The following is a 19,428-nucleotide window of genomic DNA, read 5'->3' on the forward strand; positions in this document are numbered from 1 at the left end:
GTGAAAGTGAACCGGCATGCCCAAACAGGTTGATCAGCAGGCACGACGCAGACAGATAGCCGACGCGCTGCTGCGAATCGTCGATCGCGAGGGACTGGAGGGCGTCAGCCTGCGGCACGTGGCGGCGGAGGCCGGGGTGTCCATGGGCAGGGTCCAGCACTACTTCGCCACCAAGGATCAGATGATGATTTTCGCGCTGATCCACGTGCACGAGCGCATCTACCAGCGGGTCAACGCCTGTCTCGATCCCCGCTCACCACGTGATCTCGTCCGCAGCGCGATCATCGAGATGCTGCCCCTGGACGACGAGCGGCGCACCGAGGCCCGGATCGCGCTGGCGTTCCTCGCCCGGTCGGCGGTCGAGCCGGCGTACGCCGCGACCCTGCGAGAGGGCTACCCCTACCACACCGTCTTCTTCGCGGAGCAGATCCGGCGCGCTCAGCAGAACGGCGAGGCGCCGGCCGATCTGGACCCCGAGCGGGAGGCCGTGCTCCTGTTCGCCATCACGCAGGGACTGGTCAACCCCACGCTGATCGGCCACTACACCGAGGAGACCGTTATCGGCGCCGTCGACCGGCACCTGGACCGCATATTCCGCGTCCGATGACGCCGCGGCAACCGAGCACAGCATCGACGCCAACCGCAGATATCTGACATAACATCCTTCTCTTGGGCAAATACATAGAGTGTCTATGCATATACGCGGAGTTGTGATGACATAGTGGCCGACCGCCTGGCCCTGCGTCAGGCGCGCTGAATGAACCCTGGCCGGGACAGCAAGCCGATCGGCGAAGTGCCGAGTCGTGGTGGACCTGAGCAGGAAGGGCGACATGAGCGCGGACGACCCGACAGCGGAGCAGGCATGGCCGGAGCACGCGGCGGCGGTGGTGGGCGTGGGATGCCGCCTGCCCGGCGGCATCGTGAACCTCGACGGGCTCTGGCAGGCGTTGCGGCAGGGCGCTGATCTGGTCGGCCGGATACCGCTGAGCAGGTTCGAGGCCGATCGGTTCGTCGACGACACCATGCCGAGGCCGAACAGGAGTTACACCCGGGCCGGAGGCTTCCTCGACGAGGACATCACCGTCTTCGACGCGGCCTACTTCGGCATCTCCCCCAAAGAGGCCGCCTCGATGGACCCGCAGCAGCGGTTGCTCCTGGAGATGGCCGTCGAGGCCCTGGACGACGCGGGCATCGATCCGGCCGTGCTGGCAGGCACGGACACCGGAGTGTTCATCGGCATCTCGGATCCCGCCTACGGCACGATGCAGGCGTTGGAGCCGGGCGCCATGGGCCCGTACTCGATGTCGGGGGGAACCCTGTCCATCGCGGCCAACCGGCTGTCGCACTTCTTCGACCTGCGCGGTCCGAGCATGAGCATCGACACCGCGTGCTCGTCGTCGTTGACGGCCGTGGAGCGCGCCTGGCGGTCCCTCGCTGAGGGATCCAGCCGGATGGCGCTGGCCGGCGGGGTCAACCTGCTGCTCAGTCCGGGTCCCTTCATCGGTTTCAGCCAGGCGTCGATGTTGTCGCCGACCGGCCGCTGCCGCGCGTTCTCCGCCGACGCCGACGGGTTCGTACGCGCGGAGGGCGGCGGTGTGGTGGTGCTCAAGCGCCTGGCCGACGCGATCGCCGACGGCGACCGTGTCCACGGCGTCATCGTCGGCGCCGCCACCAACAACGACGGCCACACCATGGGGCTGGCGCTGCCGAACGCCGAAGCGCAGGAAGCCCTGTTACGGCAGGTGTACACCACGGCGGGCATCGGCCCCGACGCGATCGTGTACGTGGAGGCGCACGGCACCGGCACCCAGGCCGGTGATCCGGCCGAATGCCAGGCCCTGGGGCGGGCCCTCGGCAGCCGGCGCACGCGCGGAGTCCTGCCCATCGGCTCGGTGAAGTCCAACCTGGGGCACCTGGAGCCCGCCTCGGGCATGCCGGGGCTGTTCAAGGCCCTGCTGGTGCTCCGGCATCGGATGATCCCGCCCTCGTTGCACGCCACCACGCTCAACTCCCGCATCGACTTCGACGCCCTCGGGCTGAGCGTCACCGTCGAGCCGCGACTGCTGGACGAAGCAGACGAGCGGCCCGTCGCCGGAGTCAACTCCTTCGGGTTCGGGGGCGCGAACGCCCATGTGGCGCTCGCCGCACCGCCCACACCGGCCGCCGCCGAGGCGGAAGGGGACGAACCGGCGGCATCCCCCGCGGGGGCGCTGCCCGTCGTCGTGTCCGCGCGCAGCCGGCCGGCGCTGCGGGAAGCCGTGGAACGGACCGCCGCGCACCTGGCGTCCCTCGACGAACGGGATTTCTATCACGTGGCCTACACCGCGACCCGGCGGCGCGGCGGCCACCGGCATCGCGCCGTGGCGCTGGCCGGCACCGCCGCCGCGGCGGCGCGGGCGCTGGCGAGCCTGGCGGATGCCCCGGAGCGAACCGGCCCCGCCACCGGTGAATCCGGTGCGGGCAGGCGGCCCGGAGCCGGGGACGCGGCGGTGGCGGAGTCGGAGGCGGTGGAGCACGGGCGGGTGGCCTTCGTGTTCTCCGGCAACGGTTCACAGTGGGCCGGGATGGGCGCCGACCTGCTGTCCGACGAGACCTTCCGCTCGGCCGTGGAAGCGGTCGACGCCGAACTGTCCGAGCGGCTCGGCTGGTCGGTGCTCGAGGAACTGTCCCTGCCTGCCGAGCGGGCACGGCTGTCGGCGACCGAAGTGGCGCAGCCGTTGCTGTTCGCCGTCCAGGTCGGCCTGGTGGAGATGCTCAAGGCGGCGGGCGTACGGCCGGGAGCGGTGCTCGGCCACAGCGTGGGCGAGATCGCCGCCGCCCACACCGCCGGCGCCCTGTCATCGGCCCAGGCGGCGCAGGTGATCTCCGAGCGCGGCATGGCCCAGTCGGTCACCCGGGGGCAGGGCCGGATGGCCGCGCTCGGGCTGCCCGAGACCGCGGCCAGGCAGATCCTGGCCGGCTACCCGCACCTGGAGATCGCGGCGGTCAACTCCGACCGCGACGTCACGATCGCCGGACCGGACGAGTCGCTGAAGTCACTGGCGAAGGACCTCGCCTCGCGCGAGATCTTCTTCCGCGAGCTGGACCTGGACTACGCCTTCCACAGCAGCGCCATGGATCCGGTGCGGCGGCCCCTGGCCGAGGGACTCGCCGGGCTGCGGCCGGCCACGGCGCGGATCCCCCTGGTGTCCACGGTGACAGGCGACCTGGTCCGGGGGCCGGAGCTGGACGCGGCCTACTGGTGGCGGAACGTCCGCGAGCCGGTGCGGTTCGACGCGGCGGTCGAGCGGGTGCTCGGCGACGGCTTCGACGTGCTGCTGGAGATCGGACCGCATCCGGTGCTGCGCTCGTACCTGCGCCGCATAAGCGGCACCTCGCGGGTACGCGCGGCCGTCGTGACCACCTTGCGCCGGCACGAGCCGGGCCCGGCGCGCATCCGCGGCACGGTCGCCGAACTCGTCGCGGCCGGTGCGCGGCTCGACTGGGATCGGTACTTCCCCCGCCCCGGCGCGGTGCGATCGCTGCCTGCCTACCCCTGGCAGCGCGAACGGCACTGGATCGGAGGTCCGCACACCTGGGTGCAGACCAACATCGACACGACGATCCAGCATCCGCTGCTCGGACAGCGGATGCCGGTGCTGGACCCCACCTGGCAGGCAGAGATCGACCGGGTACGGGTGCCCTGGGTGGCCGACCACCGGGCCGGCGGCGCCGCGGTCATGCCGGCCACCGGATACGTGGAGATGGCCGTCGCCGCCGCCCGGCTGGCCATGCCCGACGCCGCCGAGGCGGTGGAAGTGGACAGGGTCGACATCAGCCGGGCCATGGTGGTGCCGTCACAGGCCGACGCCGATCCGGTATACGCGCAGACGTCGCTGTGCGCCGAGACCGGGCGGATCACCGTGGCCAGTGCCGGCCGGCAGGCGGATCAACCCCGCGAGCACTTCCGTGCCCGGGTACGGCCGCTGCTGCGCCGGACTCCGCCGCCGCTGGACGTGGCCGCGCTGCGCGCTCGCATCGGCACGCGCGTGGACGTGCCCGGCTACTACGCGCGGGCCGCGGAAGGACACATGGTGTGGGGGCCGCGGTTCCAGGTCCTGACCGAGCTGTGGATGGGCGAGCGGGAGGTGCTGGGCGCCTACTCGTGCCCGGAGCAGGGGCAGGGGCGCTATCAGATGCACCCGGTGGTGCTGGACAGCGCGCTGCAGGCCGGCGTGCTGTGGCTGGTGGACTCGCTACGGTCGGGCCGCGGCTACATGCCGGCCGCGATCGGCTCCGTCCGTCTGTGGGGAATGCCCTCCGCGCAGGGGCTGGTGTACGTACGGGAACGTTCCCGCAGCGCCGAGGAGGTCTGCTGGGACATCGTGGTCGCCGACGACGACGGCCGGATCGCCGCCGAAGTGGAGGGCTGCCGGCTGCGCCGGATGCCCGGCGTCCACATCACCCCGGTCGCCCGTTACGAGACGGCGCTGCGGGCCGCGCCCCGGGCCGGCGCTCCCGCCGAGCCGTGGCCGGCCCCCGGTCCCGGGCGGATCCTGTCCGGCGCGGCCGAGCGGATCGACCGGCTGCGCTCGGCGTGGCACGAGCTGCACTACCCGGAGTACGCCGCACGGCTCGAAGAGGTGTTCGCGCACACGCTGGCCGGCGCGCTCGGGGAGCCGACCGGCGGGCGGCCGATCGACGTCGAGGAACTGATCGAGGCATGCCCGGGGGCGCACCACCGGCGGATGCTCCGCGCGGCCCTGCCACTGCTGGAACGGCACGGGCTGCTGGAGCGGCACGGGCTGCTCGAACGGCCGGTCGAGGGCGGCCCTCCCCCGATGCCGCCGCACGTGGACGACCTGCATCGGGACCTCCTCGCCGGGGGAGCCACCTTCGCCGCCCAGAGCGCCCTGTCCGTACGCGTCGGCCGGTGCCTGCCCGAACTGCTCGCGGGCCGGCGTACCGGGTCCGACGTCCTGGATTCGGGCGGCGGTCACGAGCTGATGGAGCAGTTTCACGACATCGGGCCGGTCAACCTGTTCACCAACCGGATCGCCCGGGCGCTCGTCGAGGAGATCGTCCGGCGATGGCCGGCCGACCGGCCGCTGCGTGTGCTGGAAGCCGGCGCGGGGACGGGCGGCACCACCGCCATGCTGCTGCCCGTCCTGCCCGCCGACCGCACCCGCTATCTGGTCACCGACCTCGCCGAGACGGCGTTGACCCGGCTGCGGCAGCGCTTCGCCGACTTCGACTTCGTCGATTACGCCGTCCTCGACCTGAACGCCGACCCGGTCGAGCAGGGGCTGGCCGCGAGCGGGTTCGATCTCGTGGTCGCGGCGAACAGCCTGCATCTGGCCCGTGATCTGCGCGCCGCGCTGCGCCGCCTGTCCGCCCTCCTGGTTCCCGGCGGCCACCTGCTCATCGCCGAACCGCACCGGGTGGGGACCCTGCTGCCGTTCCTCGGCGTGCAGGAGGACTTCTGGGACTTCACCGACGCGCACCTGCGCCCGCGCTCGCCGCTGCTGTCCCGCGAGAAATGGCCGGAGGTGCTCGCGGAGGCCGGCTACACCGGGGTCGTCCAGACCGGCGACGACGACGAACGTGCGGCCGGCGACTTCTCGGTGATGCTGGCCGCGGCTCCGGCCGTCGCCGTGGAGGGCGCCATCGAGGGCGCGGTGGACGGCGCCGCGGCCGCCGAGCACCCCCTGCCGGACACCGCAGGCACGTGGATCCTCGCCGATGAGAACGGCACCGGCGCTCTGACCGACGAGCTGCGGGCTCTGCTGCGAACGCGGGGCGGCGACGTGCTCCACTCGCCGCTCAGCGACGATCCCGACCACTGGACCGATCGCATCCCGCTCACCGCCCAGACGGTCACCATCGCGATCGTCCTGGGCGGAGCGGACGACAGCGACCCGCGCGGAGCGGGCGGCCCCGAGCCGAAGGCGACCGGCGACACCGAACCGAAGGCGAGCATCGGCACCGAGCCGAAGGCGACCGTCGAGCGGATCACCCGGCGGGCCGCGGCGCTGCGGGCCGTCGCACTGGCCTGCGAGCAACTGCCCGAGCACGTCGCGACCGCGGTGTGGCTGGTGGCCCGCCCCTGCGCCGCGCTGCCGGAACCCGACCTCCCCGACGTCCGGCTCCACCCCGAGGACGCGGCGACCTGGGGGACGGCGCGCTCGCTGGGCAACGAGCAGCCGCGGCTGGGGATACGCCGGCTCTGCCTGCACCGCACCGGTGACGCCGCACGGGACGCGGGCCGCCTGGCGGCGGAACTGCTCGACCCGGGTGAGGAGGACGAGATCCTGCTGACCCGCCGGGGACGTTTCGTGCCACGGCTGCTCGAGTCGGGCGAGCACGCCCGCGGCCTGCCTGCCGGTTCCGGTGGCGCCTACCGGCTCACGGTGCGCGATCCCGGGCTGTCGTACACGCTGGCCTGGGAGGAGATCCCGATGCCGCGGCCCGAGCCCGACGAGGTCGTGGTCGAGGTGCGGGCGATCGGGCTGAACTACCGCGACGTGATGTACGCGGTGAACCTGCTGCCCGCCGAGGCCGTCGAAGCGGTCTTCGGCGGGCACGGGCTGGGCCTGGAATGCGCCGGGATCGTCACCGCCGTCGGCGCCGGCGTCACCGGGACGCGGCCCGGTGACCGGGTCATGGCCGCGGGACCCGTCGGGTTCGCCAGTCACGCGAGGGTCAAGGCCTGGGCGGCCGTCACCGTCCCCGAGGGGATGACCTTCACCGAAGCCGCCACCTTGCCGATGGCGTTCTCCACCGCGCACCATTCGCTGGGGCACTGCGCACGCGTCAAGGCGGGTGAGACGGTCCTGGTCCACGGCGGCGCCGGTGGGGTCGGCCTGGCCGTGCTGCAGTACGCCCGGCACCACGGAGCCCGCGTGATCGCGACCGCCGGCACCGCCGCCAAACGCGACCTGCTGCTCGCGATGGGAGCCGATCACGTCCTGGACTCGCGCAGCCTGCGTTTCGCCGAGCAGGTCAAGGAGCTGACCGGGGGCCGGGGAGTGGACGTCGTGCTCAACTCGCTGGCCGGTGAAGCCATCACCCGGGGCCTGGAATGCCTGCGGCACGGCGGCCGGTTCATCGAGCTCGGCAAACGGGACATCTACCAGAACGGGTCCCTGCTGCTGCGCCCGTTCTCCGACAACATCGCGTTCTACGGCGTGGACGTGGGCACCCTCATGTGGAAGGCGCCCGAGGTGGCGGCGGAGAGCACCGCCGAGGCCGCGCCCCTCTACCAATCCGGGCATTTCCGGCCGCTGCCGCACACGGTGTATCCGGCCGCCCGCGTCGCCGACGCCTTCGCGATGATGCGCCATTCCCGGCACATCGGAAAAGTCGTGGTTTCCTTCGACCCGCGCGACGAACCGGTCACCGTCCGGCCCCGGCAGGAGGCGCTGCGCCTGGAACCGGAGGGGACCTACCTGGTCACGGGCGGCCTGGGCGGGTTCGGCGCGGCGACGGCTCGCCGCCTCGCCCGGCGGGGCGCCCGCCACCTGGCCCTGGTCGGCCGCCGGGGCGCCGAGGCGCCCGAAGCTCCCGCTCTGCTGGAGGAACTGGAGAGATCGGGGGTGGAGGTCCGCGCGTACGCCGCCGACGTGGCCGACCGCGACGCCATGCGGCGGATCCTGCACGACCTGGACTCCGGCGGCCACCCGCTGCGCGGCGTCGTCCACGCGGCCATGCACCTCGACGACGGCCCGCTCGCCGACCTCGGCGACGACCGGATCCGAGCCGTCCTGCACCCGAAGGTCGCCGGCGCGATGGTGCTGGACGAGCTGACCCGGGATCGGCCCCTCGACCTGTTCGTCATGTACTCCTCCCTCACCACCGTCGGCAACCTCGGTCAGACGTCGTACGTCGCGGCGAACCTGTTCCTGGAGGCGCTGGCCCGGCGGCGGAGCCGGCAAGGCCTGCCGGGACTGGCGGCCTGCCTGGGTGCGCTCGCGGAGACCGGGGTGCTGACCCGGGGCAGGCAGGGAGAGGCACTGGCCAAGGCCGGGATCCCGCCGATGTCTCCCGCCCGGGCGCTGGACGCCGTGGAGGCCATGCTCGGCGAGCACGCCGACGTGGCCATGGTCGGCCGCTGCGACTGGGGCCGGTTGCGGCAGGTGCTGCCCGGCCTGCAGCGTCCGTGGCTGTCCCCGGTGCTGCCGCCCGGCGCGGAACAGCAGCTGCCCGACCTGCGGTCGCTGCTGGCCGGGATGACCTACGAGCAGACGTACGCGTACATCACCGAGCAGATCACCGGGTTGTTGTCGGGTGTCCTGCTCGTCCCTGCCGACCAGATCGCCGACGACCGGCGGCTGGACGAGTACGGACTGGACTCCCTCATGGCCACCGAGCTGCTGACCTCGATCCGGAGCCGGTTCGGCGTCGACATCCCGCCCATGGAGCTGATGCGCAGCGGCGGGACCGTCGCCGACATCGCCCAGAGCCTGCTCATCCGTCTCGGGCTGCGCGGCGACCAGCAGCCCGCCGGTGTGCTCGCCCGCGCGGGAGAGCCGGCCTGAACCAGTGACGGCGGGGCCCGTGCCGCGGCGACGTCCACGGCCACGGGTCCCTCCCTCCCCCGCCGGCCGTTCAGGTCCGGCACCCAAGACCGGCACAGAAGAGAGGCCTGTGTTGACTCTGCACACCCGGCTGGCCGGGGTGGCCGCCCACCTGCCCGAGACCACGCTGAGCACGGCCGAGCTGGAGGACCGGCTCGCCGCCCGCAACCCGTCACTGGACCTGCCCCGCGGGCTGATCCACGACCACAGCGGAGTCCGGCGCCGGCACGTCGCCCCTCCCCACGAGAAGCCGTCCGACCTTGCGGCACACGCCGCCCGCCGGGTCCTGGAGGACAACGACCTCCAGGCCGCCGATCTCGACCTGCTCATCTACGCGGGAGTGTCGTCCGACGCCGTCGAGCCGGCCACCGGACACGTCGTGGCCGCCAAGATCGGGGCCTGCTGCCCGGTCTTCGACATACGCAACGCCTGCAACAGCGTGCTGAACGCCATCCAGGTGGCCGACGCGCTGATCTCCGGCGGCCGTCATCGGCGGATCCTCATCTGCTGCGGAGAGCTGCCCACCGCCGGCACGCCGTGGACCCTGGCCGACGCCGAGGAGTACGTCACCGTCGCCGCGTCCTACACCGTCTCCGACGCCGGCGCCGCGTTGCTCCTGGAGGCCGGCACCGAACCGGGGGTGCTCGCCCACCGGTTCTCCGCGTACTCCGCCGGATGGCAGGCGGCGGTCTCCGCCGTGGACAACCTCACCAGCGACCCGTGGGCGGACCGGCCCACCATCGGGCCGCTGATCGTCGACTCCGTCGAGCTGGTGCGCGGCATCGAGAACATCGACTACGCCGTCTTCCACAAACCCCTCGCCGATCTCGGGCTGACCTGGGACGACTTCGCGGCCGTCTGCGTGCACCAGGCGACGCTGCCGACGCTGTGGTGGTTCTGCGACCAGGTGCGCATACCGCAGGGCAAAGTCGTCGTCACCATCGCCCAGCACGGCAACCTCGTCGCGGCGACGCTGCTCGTGCAACTGGCGCGGGTGGTCGGGTCCGGACGGGTACGACGCGGCGACCTGGTCGCCCTCGTCGGCCTGGCCAGCGGGGCCAGTGCCGGAATCGTCGTCGTGCGGTGGTGATCCGGTGACCACACAGGCGACCCCTCCCAGCGAATCCGGCCCGAGCGAATCCGGCCCGAGCGAATCCGGCCCGAGCGAATCCGGCCCGGCCGAGCCGGCCGGTGAGCTGATCGCCCGCGCCGAGCGGTGGTTCCGCGAGCAGCCCGACGTGATCGCCTGCCAGGTCGGTGGCCGGACCCCGGTGGCCGTCACCTACGGGCAGATGTCGCGGTCGGTGGACCGCACCGTCGCGATCCTCGCCGATTCCGGAATCCGCCCGGGCATGCGTACCGGTCTGCTGGTGCCGCCGGGCCCGGACCTGGGCGCGCTGGCCGTCGCCCTGGTGCGGCTTCGCGCGGTGCCTGTGCTGGTCGATCCCGGGCTGCCACTCGACGCCATCAAACGCTGTCTGCGCCAGGCGGCGCCCGAGGCGTTCGTCGCGATTCCCGCCGTGCACCTGGCCAGGAGGCTGCTGCGCTGGACGCCCGACGTCCGCGTGTCCGTCACGGTCCCCTCGCGGCGCCTTCCCGGCTCGGCCCGCCTGTCGGACGCGGGGCCGCCGGGCGGGCCCGGACGTGGCCTTCGGCCCGGCGAGCCGGGAGGGTGGCCCTCCGCAGGCCCCGACGACCTGGCGCTGATCGCCTACACCTCCGGATCCACCGGCCCGCCCAAGGGCGTGCCGCTGCGCCACCGGCACCTGACCGCGCAGCTCACCCTGCTGGGCGAACTCGGCACGGTGGAACCGGGAACGCCGGTGTTGTCGACGTTCGCGCCGTTCGCCCTGGGCGCGGCGGCGTTCGGGGCGACGGTGGTGATCCCGGACATGGACCCGCGGCATCCTGTACGGGCCGATCCGGCCGCCCTGGTCGCCGACATCCAGCGGTATCGCGTGGCCGGGATGTTCGCCGCTCCCGCGCTGCTGGACCGGCTCGCGCGTCACTGCGCCGCCCATGGTCTGGTGCTGAACACGCTCGGCGACGTGGTGTCCGCCGGGGCTCCGCTGCCGATGCCGGTGATGGACCTCCTGCGCGGCTGCCTGCGCGACGACGCGCGGGTGCTGTCGGTGTACGGCGCCACCGAGTGCATGCCGGTGGCCGCGATCGAGAGCCGCCCGCTCGCCGGGCACGCCGCGGCCACCACCGCCGGGGCGGGCACCTGCCTGGGTTCTCCGCTGCCGGGTGCCGAGGTGCGCGTCATCGCCGTCAGCGACGACCCGATCGAACGGTGGAGCGAGGACCTGGTCGTGCCGCCCGGCACCATTGGGGAGATCATCGTGGCCGCCCCCACCGTCAGCGACCCCTATCTGGACGATCCGGAGGCGACCAGGCTGGCCCGGATCGGCGACGGGGACCGGGTTTGGCACCGGATGGGGGACGTCGGCCGGTTCGACGAGCAGGGACGGCTCTGGTTCGCCGGACGCAAATCGGAACGGGTCCGCACCGCCGGCGGTGACCTCTACACCGACCAGGTCGAACCCGTCTTCGCCTCCGTACCGGGGGTCCGCCGCACCGCGCTGGTCGGCGTCGGTCCCGCCGGCTCCCAGCGTGCGGTCCTGGTCGTGGAGCGCGAACCGGGATCCCAGGACGACGCGCGTGTGACGGCCGGCATCCTGGACACGGCTGCCCGCCATCCGCACACCGCTGCGCTTCGGGATGTGCTGTTCCACCCCGGGTTCCCGGTCGACGCCCGGCACAACAGCAAGATCCGCCGGCACGAGCTCGCCCTGTGGGCCGCGCGACGCGTACGGGCGGGCGGACGATGAGGGTCCTGGTGACCGGGGGCGGCGGCTTCCTGGGAGAGGCCGTCTGCCGGCGGCTGGCCGCCCGCGGTGACGACGTGCACGCACTTCAGCGGCACCACAGCCCCGCGCTGGCGGCTCTCGGGGTCACCCAGCACCTGGCCGACGTCCGCGACCGCGCGGCGGTGCTGGCCGCCGTCGCCGCGTGCGAGGCGGTCGTGCACTGCGCCGCGAAGGCCGGCGTGAACGGACGGGACCGGGACTACGAGGAGATCAACGTGTCGGGGACGCGGAACGTGCTGGACGCCTGCGCGCGTCACGGGGCACACCTGGTGCACACGTCCTCACCGAGCGTCGTCCACGACGGGCGGGATCTGGAGGGAGTGGACGAGTCCGCGCCCTACTCCCGCCGTTTTCCCGCCGCCTATCCCCGGACCAAGGCCGAAGCCGAACGGCTCGTCCTCACCGATGCCGCGGCCGGGCGGGTGACGGCGGTCGCGTTGCGTCCGCATCTCATCTGGGGGCCGGGAGATCCGCACTTCCTGCCCAGGCTGGTGGCACACCGCCGCCTGCTGTGGCTGCTCGGCGAGGCGGACAAGACCGTCGACACCGTCTACATCGACAACGCCGCCGACGCCCACCTGCTCGCCCTCGACCGGTTGCGTCCCGGTTCGCCGCAGACCGGCCGGGCCTACTTCATCACCCAGGGCGAGCCCTGTGGTTTCGGGGAATGGCTCAACCTGCTGCTGCGCGCCGCCGGGTCGCCCCCGGTGACACGCCGGGCACCGGCCGGACCGGTCCTGCGGGCGGCCCGGCTGCTGGAGCGGGCTCGCGGACTGCCGTGGGCGCGGCGCCTGCCACCACTGATGTTCCTGGTGGAGCAGGCCTCGACGGCGCACTGGTTCGACATCTCCGCGGCCCGTCGCGACCTCGGCTACCGGCCCCGGGTGAGCATGGCGGAAGGACTGGCCCGGCTCGCCGCCCACCTGTCCGCGCAGAAGATCCGGTGACCGTGTTCCCGGATTATCCGTTCACGTCCCGATGGTTCGCCCACGCGCGTCGTGACGGCCTGCGCCAGCACTACCTGGACGAGGGAGCGGGACAGCCGGTGCTGTTCCTGCACGGGAACCCGTCCTGGAGCTACCTGTGGCGGCGGCCGATCCTCGCGCTGCGCGAGGAGTTCCGCTGCGTCGCTCCCGACCACATCGGCATGGGCCTGTCGGACAAGCCGGGAACCGACCGGTATCCCTACGACCTGGCCGCCCGCGTGGACGACCTGGACGCCCTGACCGGACACCTCATCGCCGACGGCGCCCCCGACCACGGGTGGACACTCGTGCTGCACGACTGGGGCGGGCCGATCGGCATGACCTGGGCCTGCCGCTACCCCGGCCGGGTCGCCCGCCTGGTCCTGCTGAACACCGCGGCCTTCCCCAACCCGTACGGCGAACGCGTACGCCCTCTGCTGCGGCTGCCGTTCCGGGTGCTGCGCGACACCCGGCTCGGCACCCGCCTGTTCCTGCGCCACAACCTCTTCGCCCGCGGCGCCACCTGGCGGCCGCTGGGAGTCCGGCGCCGGATGCCCGCTCCGGTGCGCTCGGCGTTCCTGGCCCCCTACGACCGGCCCGAGCACCGCGTGGCCATCCAACGCTTCGTCCAGGACATCCCGTTGCGCCCCGGCGACCCTTCCTGGCCCGTTCTCCAGGACACCGGCAGGTCGCTGGCGCGGTTCGCCGACCGGCCGACGTTGATCGCCTGGGGAATGGGCGACCCGGTCTTCGACCGCGCCGTGCTGGCCGAATGGCTGCGGCGCTTTCCCGCCGCCCGGACTCGCCTGTATCCCGGCGCGGGCCACTACCTGCTGGAAGACGCCCACGCCGACCTCGTCCCCGCCATCCACTCGTTCCTGCGCCATGAGCGGTGACGGCGGGAGGTCCGGCGCCGTCGATCACAGGTGGCCGTCGCCTGACTGTTCGTGCGGCAGCAGGTATCGCCAGGAGAGCACGAAGACCACCCCTGAGCGGGTCGTGAAGAGCGACCGGCCGTACTCCTGCCCGGCGGGAACCGCCTTGGTGATCGCGTTCGCCGCCACCCCCTCGACGTCCTTCTGCCAGACCGGGTCCACCACGCCAGAAGGCTCAGGAACGCCCTCGGGCCAGGGCGACGGCCTGCCCTCCGCCGACGGGGCCTCGTCGGCGACCAGCCGGACGCGGGTGGCGACGTAGTCGGCGCCCTCCGCGGCGGTACGGGTCGCCAGGCCCTCCATCAGCTTCTTCGCGTCCACCAGTCGCTTCGGGTAGAAGTCCGCGAGCTGCTCCAGGGCCGGGACCCGCACCTCCAGCATCTTCCCGTCCTTCCCCCGTACGCCGAGGACGGTGTCGGGCAGGTCCGTCACCGACGGCGCGCCCGGCTTCGGCTTCGCGGTCGGCGACTGCCCGGTCAGGAACTCCTCCATCCGCGCGACCACATCGCCCACCTCGGCATCGGTGAGCGTCATCCGCTTGCTCGCGTCGACGATCACCAGGCCGTCGCCGTACACCATCACTCTCGGCGGACGCAGCGCGTTCATGGTCGCGGTCACGAACCCGCCTTCCGCGCCCCAGAAGGCCACCGGCTGCACCGGCCCGCCGTCGGCCGCGGCCGCCGACGTCTCCGGTTCCACTCCCCCACAAGCCGCGGTCAGCGCCGCCACCGCCACGAGCACGATCATTCGCAGTCTTCTCATGCCTCACACCACGTAAGCGTTCTCACCGTGGTTCATCCGAAGCCCGCAAGCGCCGTTCGGACAATGATCACCTTGCGCATTTGATCGTCGATCGGCCGGTCAGCCCTACGCCTTGGTGAACTCTTGAACAATTCACGATCGAGCTGTTACCGTCACGGACCAACCTTAAAGGATCAATTCAGGGCGATTCAGGACTTTCAGCGCCGAAGCCAGCCAGGCCGCGGCGACGGTGCCGCGGTCTCACCGTTCTAGGAGCAACGCATGCAGCATGCCCTGCCCAAGCGACGCCTCGCGGCCACCGCCGCGGCGTTCGCCATGGTGGGTGCCGCCTTCCTCGGAGGCGTGACCGACTCGGCCAGCGCGGCCACCACCGACGAGCCGACGTCGACACCGGTCAACGTGGACATCCCCGACGGGATGCTCATGAGCTACGTCGTCAACGCCCGGATCGCCAACCCCGGCCAGACTCGTCTCGTCGAGCGCGCGGTCGAGGCCGCCGGAGGTGTCGTCGTCCAGTCCTGGCCCGAGATCGGCGTGGTCGTCGCCCACTCCGACCGCGCGGCCTTCCGCGTGAACGTCACCTCCAAGGGTGGCAACGCGGTCGCCTCCGTCGGCGCCACCCGCACGGCCGGGGTGTCCGAGGGGACGCCGGCCGACCTGGCCCCGCCGTGGGGCCCCGGCGCCAACGGGTACAAGCAGGGCGCCAAGAAGCCGGTCAACGGGGACATCCCGTCCGACCCGCAGCCGGGTGGGAGCCTCGACCCCAACGAGGGCGTCCAGTGGGACATGCAGATGATCAAGGCCCCGCAGGCGCAGGCGATCTCCGACGGCAACCGCAACGTCCTCGTCGGGGTGCTCGACAGCGGCATCTCGCCGACGCACCCGGACCTCAAGGCCAACATCGACGTCGCGAACTCGGTGAACTGCAGCAACGTCGGCCGTCCGGATCAGACGCCGCTGGCCTGGCGCCCGACGACGAGTGACCACGGCACGCACGTCGCCGGCACCATCGCCGCCGCCCGCAACAACGTCGGCATCGTCGGTGTCGCGCCGAACGTGCGCATGGCGTCCGTCAAGGTCGTCAACGACGACGGCTTCATCTACCCGGAGTACGCCGTCTGCGGCTTCATGTGGGCGGGCCTGAAGCACATGGACGTCACGAACAACTCCTACTACGTCGACCCGTTCGAGTTCTGGTGTGACGACCAGCCCGACCAGGCCGCCAGCAAGGAGGCCGTCCGGCGTGCCGTGCAGTGGGCCACCAAGCAGGGCGTCGTCAACGTCGCCGCGGCGGGCAACTCCAACTACGACATCGCCAACAAGACCGTGGACACGGGCAGCCCCAACGACGCGCCGAAGCCGACCGCGCGCACGATCAACAGCGGCTGCAACGACATCCCGGCCGAGTTCGACGGCGTCGTGACGGTCGCGTCCCTGCAGCGCGTGGGCACCACGCTGGACAGCGTCCGGTCGTCCTTCTCCAACTACGGCCTCGGCAAGATCGACGTCGCGGCTCCCGGCTCGTCGATCTACTCGACGACGTGGAACACCCGGACGGGGGTCGACGGCTACGGCACCAAGAGCGGTACGTCGATGGCGAGCCCGCACGTCGCCGGCGTCATGGCGCAGATGAAGTCGGCCCACCCGTCGTGGTCGCCGGCCCAGATGATCAGCGAGCTCAAGGCGCGGGCCGTGCCCAAGCCGTGCCCGCCGAACACCGCGGCCTGCACCGGCACCGCCGACGACAACGGTTTCTTCGGCGCCGGTGTCGTCGACACCCTCGCGGTCGTCAAGTGAACTGACCTCGGTATCACCTGACGACATCACCACGCTGGGCCTGCACCGTCATGACGGTGCAGGCCCAGTGTCATAGGGCGACGTCCCGCGCCCGTCGACGGCGGGCGCAGGACGCCCGAGGCCGCGGCGGCGTGCCGGGGATCGGTGCCGGCCAGGACGATCGCGGGCAGTGGGGCCATGATCAAGCCCATTCCCGCGCCGGCGACGAGCAGGCCCGGGATGATCCACGCGACGGGACGCCCGGCGCCCATGGCCGAGGCCGTCTCGGCCAGGGCCGCGTACCCGAGAGCGACGACCAGGGCTCCCACGGTGACGACCTGGCGGCCGAGCCGGGCCGCGAGCCGGGGCGTCCGCGCCCCGAACCTCCCGCGCAGGCAGTCGTTCAGCGCGTCGAGGTTGCAGCCGAAGTACCCACCCGGCCCGTTGATCGCCTCTCCGATCGCAAGGTAGAAGCCGGCCTTGTCGGTGACGTGCGATCCATTGAGGTCATACGCGCGGCCTGGCGGACGATCAAACTGTCTTGTCCGCCACCGGCGCTGAAGACGGACAATGGTCAGCGATTCCTCTCTTGCCATACCTGGGCATGAAAAAACGCCCCGGAGCGTGATTACTCGGGGCGTTTTGGCTGTTCAAGGGTGATGGTCAGGGGCAGGGTCGAGCTGCCGACCTTCCGCTTTTCCGGCAGACCGACCGCCCTGCTCCGCTCGACCGGCTCGAGGCCAGAAGGCTGTGGACGGCTGCCGTGGTGTGCTCGTGGTGGCCGACGTTGTCGTCACCGTTGTCGTCCCCGGAGGGGGCTTTTAGTCATCCGTGATTGCGGCGTCTCGATGGAAGGAGCAGGCGGGACCGGCGTCGGCGGGTGCGGGCGGGACTGCTCCGGCGGGCCAGGGGCGGGCGTTCAGGGCCTCGAGGGCTTGGCGGGCCATGGCCAGCTTCTCGTAGACGAACAGGACCGGGTGGCCGGCGGCCATCGTGACCGCGATGCGCAGGGCGGCCTGCGGCCCTTCGGCGGTGGCGAGGCCGATGCCGGGCCGGGCCCGGCGCATGGCCGCGGTGATCAGGCCGGTCATCTCGCCGGGCCGGCGGCCGCGCTTGTCGGCGTCCTCGTAAACGACGATCCGGCCGAACCACGCGGCGACGGCCTCGGCCGAGTGGGCCACCAGATCGTCGCGGCGGTCGCCGGGCAGCGTGATCGCCGCCACGGGCTCGCCGCCCCAGACATCGCTGATCATGCGGCCGGTCGCGTCGAGCGCGGCGGCGTTGTGGCCGTAGTCCAATATCACCGGGCCGCCGCCGGCCAGGTAGACGTGGCCGCGCCCCGGGTTCGACTCGGCCGGCGTGAACGTTCCCAGCGCGCGCCGGATGTCCTTGGCGCTGACCCCGAGCCCGCGGCAGGCCGCCACCGCGGCCAGCGCGTTCGCGATCACGTGCGGGGCGAGCCCGCCGTACGCGCCGGGCAGCTCGGCCACGCTGAGCAGCGCCCGCTCCCGGTCCGCATCGAACTCGACCAGCTCGCCGTTGCGAAGCTCGTAGGCCAGGCCGCCCGCCCGCCGGTGCCGTTCGATGACCGGGTTGCCGTTCACCAGGCTGAAATACCTGATCACGGACGCACGCCCGCGCACCCGCGGCCGGTCGGCGAGCGCGGCGACCAGCGGGTCGTCGGCGTTCAGCACGACGGTCCCGCCCTCGCGAACCTCCTCGGCGACCAGCGCCTTCACCTCGACCAGCTCGTCGAGATCTTCCACGCCGTCCGTGCCCAGGTGGTCGGCGGTGATGTTGGTGACCACGGCCACGTCGGCCTGGTCGTAGCCGAGCCCACCGCGGATGATCCCGCCGCGTGCCGTCTCCAGCACCGCGGCCTCGATGCTGGTGTCGTCGAGCACCATGTCCGCGGACCGCGGGCCCGAGGCGTCGGCGTCGTAGACCAGCCGGCCGCCGGAGTAGACCCCGTCCGTGGTGGACATCCCCACCCGCATCCCGGCCTTGCTCAGGATGTGGCCGATCATGCGGACCGTCGTGGTCTTCCCGTTGGTCCCGGTGACCGCGACGACCGGGACCCGAGATGGGGCGCCGGGCGGGTACAGGCTGTCGATCACCGCGCCGGCCACGTCTCGCGGCGCCCCCTCGGCCGGGGACAGGTGCATCCGCAGCCCGGGGCACGCGTTGATCTCGATCACGGCCCCGGGCTCAGCCCCGCCGTGACCGGCCCCGCCGCACCCCATCGGTGCCGCGATGTCGGCCAGCCGCACGTCGATGCCGCAGACGTCCAGGCCGACCACGGCCGCGGCCCGGCGGCACATGTCGGCCACGTCCTCGTGGACCAGGTCGGTCACGTCGCGGCTGGTTCCGCCAGTGGACAGGTTCGCGTTCCGGCGCAGGGTCACGAGCTGGCCGCGGGCCGGGACCGACGCCGGGCCCAGGCCCTGGGCCTCCAGGTGCGCGAGCGCGCACTCGTCCAGTTGGATCTTGGTCAGCTCTCGGGAGTGGCCCTCGCCCCGGCGCGGGTCGGCATTCGCCACGTCGACGAGTTGGGTGATGTCGGAGGCACCATCGCCGGTCACCGAGGCCGGTCGCAGCTCGGCCACGGCCACCACCTGGCCGTCGACCACCAGCACCCGGTAGTCGGTGCCGGGCACGAACTTCTCCACGATCGCGCCCTCGCCGTCGGCCGCCGCCTGGGCGTAGGCCGCGGCCGCGGCAGCGGCGGTGGTCACGCCGACGGTCACGTTGGCACCGTGGCTGCCCTGGAGCGGCTTGATCACGACCGGCCCGCCGAGCCGGGCCAGCGCCCCCGCGGCGTCGGCCGCGCACCAGGCCGCAACCCCATCGGGCACCGGGATGCCCGCGTCGGACAGCAGCTGCTTGGTCAGCATCTTGTCGGCCGCGATGTCCACGCCGATCACCGACGTCTGCTCGGTCAGCGCGGCACACACCAGCCGGCGATAGCGCCCGTATCCGAGCCGCAGCATGCTCAGCCGGCCGACCCGGCGGACCGGTATCCCCCGGCGGCGGGCCGCGCCCGCGAGCGCGGCCGTGCTCACGCCGAGGCGCTCCCGCTCCACGACCCGAGCGATCCTGGCCAGTTCGAGCGGCAGGTCGGGGATGCGCCCAAGGAGAATGTGCTTGACCGTGGTGATGGCCAGTTCCAGCAGCTCGGCCGGCACCGAGGACTGCGCGGGCTCGTCCTGCGGGCACTCGGTCATCACGTCGTAGCGGCCGTCGGCGCCGGCCCACATGGTCCGGCCCAGGTAAACGTCGCGGCCCACCAGGCTGGACAGCTCCAGCGTCACGTGCTCGGTTACGTGGCCGAAGTAGGTGCCCCGGGCCATCGCCTCCAGGAACCCGCCCGGACGCCCGGCCGCGCAGTGGTGCTCGGCCAACCCGGGCAGGACCGCGGTCAGCCGCCCGGCGAAGCCCGGGTACTCGGTGGTGTTCCGGCCGGTCAGCTCCTCGAGCTCGAGCCGCGCGACGGTGACCGGCCGGGTGCTGAACGAGTTGGGTCCGCTCAGGTGACGCAGGTCGTCGAGACGCACGTGACACTCCC

General features: G+C 72.5%; 10 protein-coding genes. 7 read left to right on the top strand and 3 right to left on the bottom strand.

What is annotated here, in order from left to right; genetic code table 11:
• The first annotated feature begins 16 nt into the window (after window positions 1-16).
• From ACQPZZ_RS37395 to ACQPZZ_RS37420, 6 genes are all read left to right on the top strand, one after another.
• On the top strand, window positions 17-607 hold the full coding sequence (locus tag ACQPZZ_RS37395; RefSeq protein WP_432926916.1) for a TetR/AcrR family transcriptional regulator: 591 nt from the start codon (window positions 17-19) through the stop codon (window positions 605-607).
• 223 nt (window positions 608-830) lie between these two features.
• Complete coding sequence (locus tag ACQPZZ_RS37400) at window positions 831-8,516, top strand: SDR family NAD(P)-dependent oxidoreductase (protein ID WP_432926918.1); 7,686 nt, start codon at window positions 831-833, stop codon at window positions 8,514-8,516.
• A gap of 109 nt (window positions 8,517-8,625) precedes the next feature.
• A complete protein-coding gene (locus ACQPZZ_RS37405; protein ID WP_432926920.1) occupies window positions 8,626-9,645 on the top strand; it encodes a 3-oxoacyl-ACP synthase III family protein in 1,020 nt (339 codons plus the stop codon).
• 4 nt (window positions 9,646-9,649) lie between these two features.
• A complete protein-coding gene (locus tag ACQPZZ_RS37410) occupies window positions 9,650-11,386 on the top strand; it encodes a fatty acid CoA ligase family protein (protein ID WP_432926922.1) in 1,737 nt (578 codons plus the stop codon).
• Window positions 11,383-12,372, top strand: coding sequence for an NAD-dependent epimerase/dehydratase family protein (locus tag ACQPZZ_RS37415; protein ID WP_432926924.1), 990 nt, complete (start codon window positions 11,383-11,385; stop codon window positions 12,370-12,372). The genes ACQPZZ_RS37410 and ACQPZZ_RS37415 overlap by 4 nt, the downstream gene beginning before the upstream one ends.
• A complete protein-coding gene (locus ACQPZZ_RS37420) occupies window positions 12,369-13,286 on the top strand; it encodes an alpha/beta fold hydrolase (RefSeq protein ID WP_432926926.1) in 918 nt (305 codons plus the stop codon). The genes ACQPZZ_RS37415 and ACQPZZ_RS37420 overlap by 4 nt, the downstream gene beginning before the upstream one ends.
• A 24-nt stretch (window positions 13,287-13,310) precedes the next feature.
• Here the strand turns inward: ACQPZZ_RS37420 and ACQPZZ_RS37425 are convergent, their stop codons facing one another.
• On the bottom strand, window positions 13,311-14,087 hold the full coding sequence (locus ACQPZZ_RS37425) for a hypothetical protein (RefSeq protein ID WP_432926928.1): 777 nt from the start codon (window positions 14,085-14,087) through the stop codon (window positions 13,311-13,313).
• 261 nt (window positions 14,088-14,348) lie between these two features.
• On the opposite strand from ACQPZZ_RS37425, the gene ACQPZZ_RS37430 reads away from it, so the two are divergent.
• Window positions 14,349-15,884, top strand: a complete 1,536-nt coding sequence (locus tag ACQPZZ_RS37430; protein ID WP_432926930.1) for a S8 family peptidase — start codon at window positions 14,349-14,351, stop codon at window positions 15,882-15,884.
• Between the two features lie 26 nt (window positions 15,885-15,910).
• Here the strand turns inward: ACQPZZ_RS37430 and ACQPZZ_RS37435 are convergent, their stop codons facing one another.
• Window positions 15,911-16,459 carry a barstar family protein gene (locus ACQPZZ_RS37435; RefSeq protein ID WP_432926932.1) on the bottom strand — a complete coding sequence of 183 codons (549 nt, stop codon included), beginning with the start codon at window positions 16,457-16,459 and terminating at the stop codon, window positions 15,911-15,913.
• A 225-nt stretch (window positions 16,460-16,684) separates the two neighbouring features.
• On the bottom strand, window positions 16,685-19,417 hold the full coding sequence (gene cphA, locus ACQPZZ_RS37440; protein WP_432926934.1) for a cyanophycin synthetase: 2,733 nt from the start codon (window positions 19,415-19,417) through the stop codon (window positions 16,685-16,687).
• Window positions 19,418-19,428: the final 11 nt, after the last annotated feature.

It is taken from the genome of Microbispora sp. CA-135349, from assembly GCF_050947365.1.
Taxonomy (GTDB): Bacteria; Actinomycetota; Actinomycetes; order Streptosporangiales; family Streptosporangiaceae; genus Microbispora.

Excerpts from the sequence above, each read along its gene's own strand:
- ACQPZZ_RS37425 (WP_432926928.1), bottom strand. The coding sequence starts at position 14,087 with ATGAGAAGACTGCGAATGATCGTGCTCGTGGCGGTGGCGGCGCTGACC.
- ACQPZZ_RS37395 (WP_432926916.1), top strand. The coding sequence starts at position 17 with ATGCCCAAACAGGTTGATCAGCAGGCACGACGCAGACAGATAGCCGAC.
- ACQPZZ_RS37435 (WP_432926932.1), bottom strand. The coding sequence starts at position 16,459 with ATGGCAAGAGAGGAATCGCTGACCATTGTCCGTCTTCAGCGCCGGTGG.
- ACQPZZ_RS37415 (WP_432926924.1), top strand. The coding sequence starts at position 11,383 with ATGAGGGTCCTGGTGACCGGGGGCGGCGGCTTCCTGGGAGAGGCCGTC.
- ACQPZZ_RS37400 (WP_432926918.1), top strand. The coding sequence starts at position 831 with ATGAGCGCGGACGACCCGACAGCGGAGCAGGCATGGCCGGAGCACGCG.
- ACQPZZ_RS37430 (WP_432926930.1), top strand. The coding sequence starts at position 14,349 with ATGCAGCATGCCCTGCCCAAGCGACGCCTCGCGGCCACCGCCGCGGCG.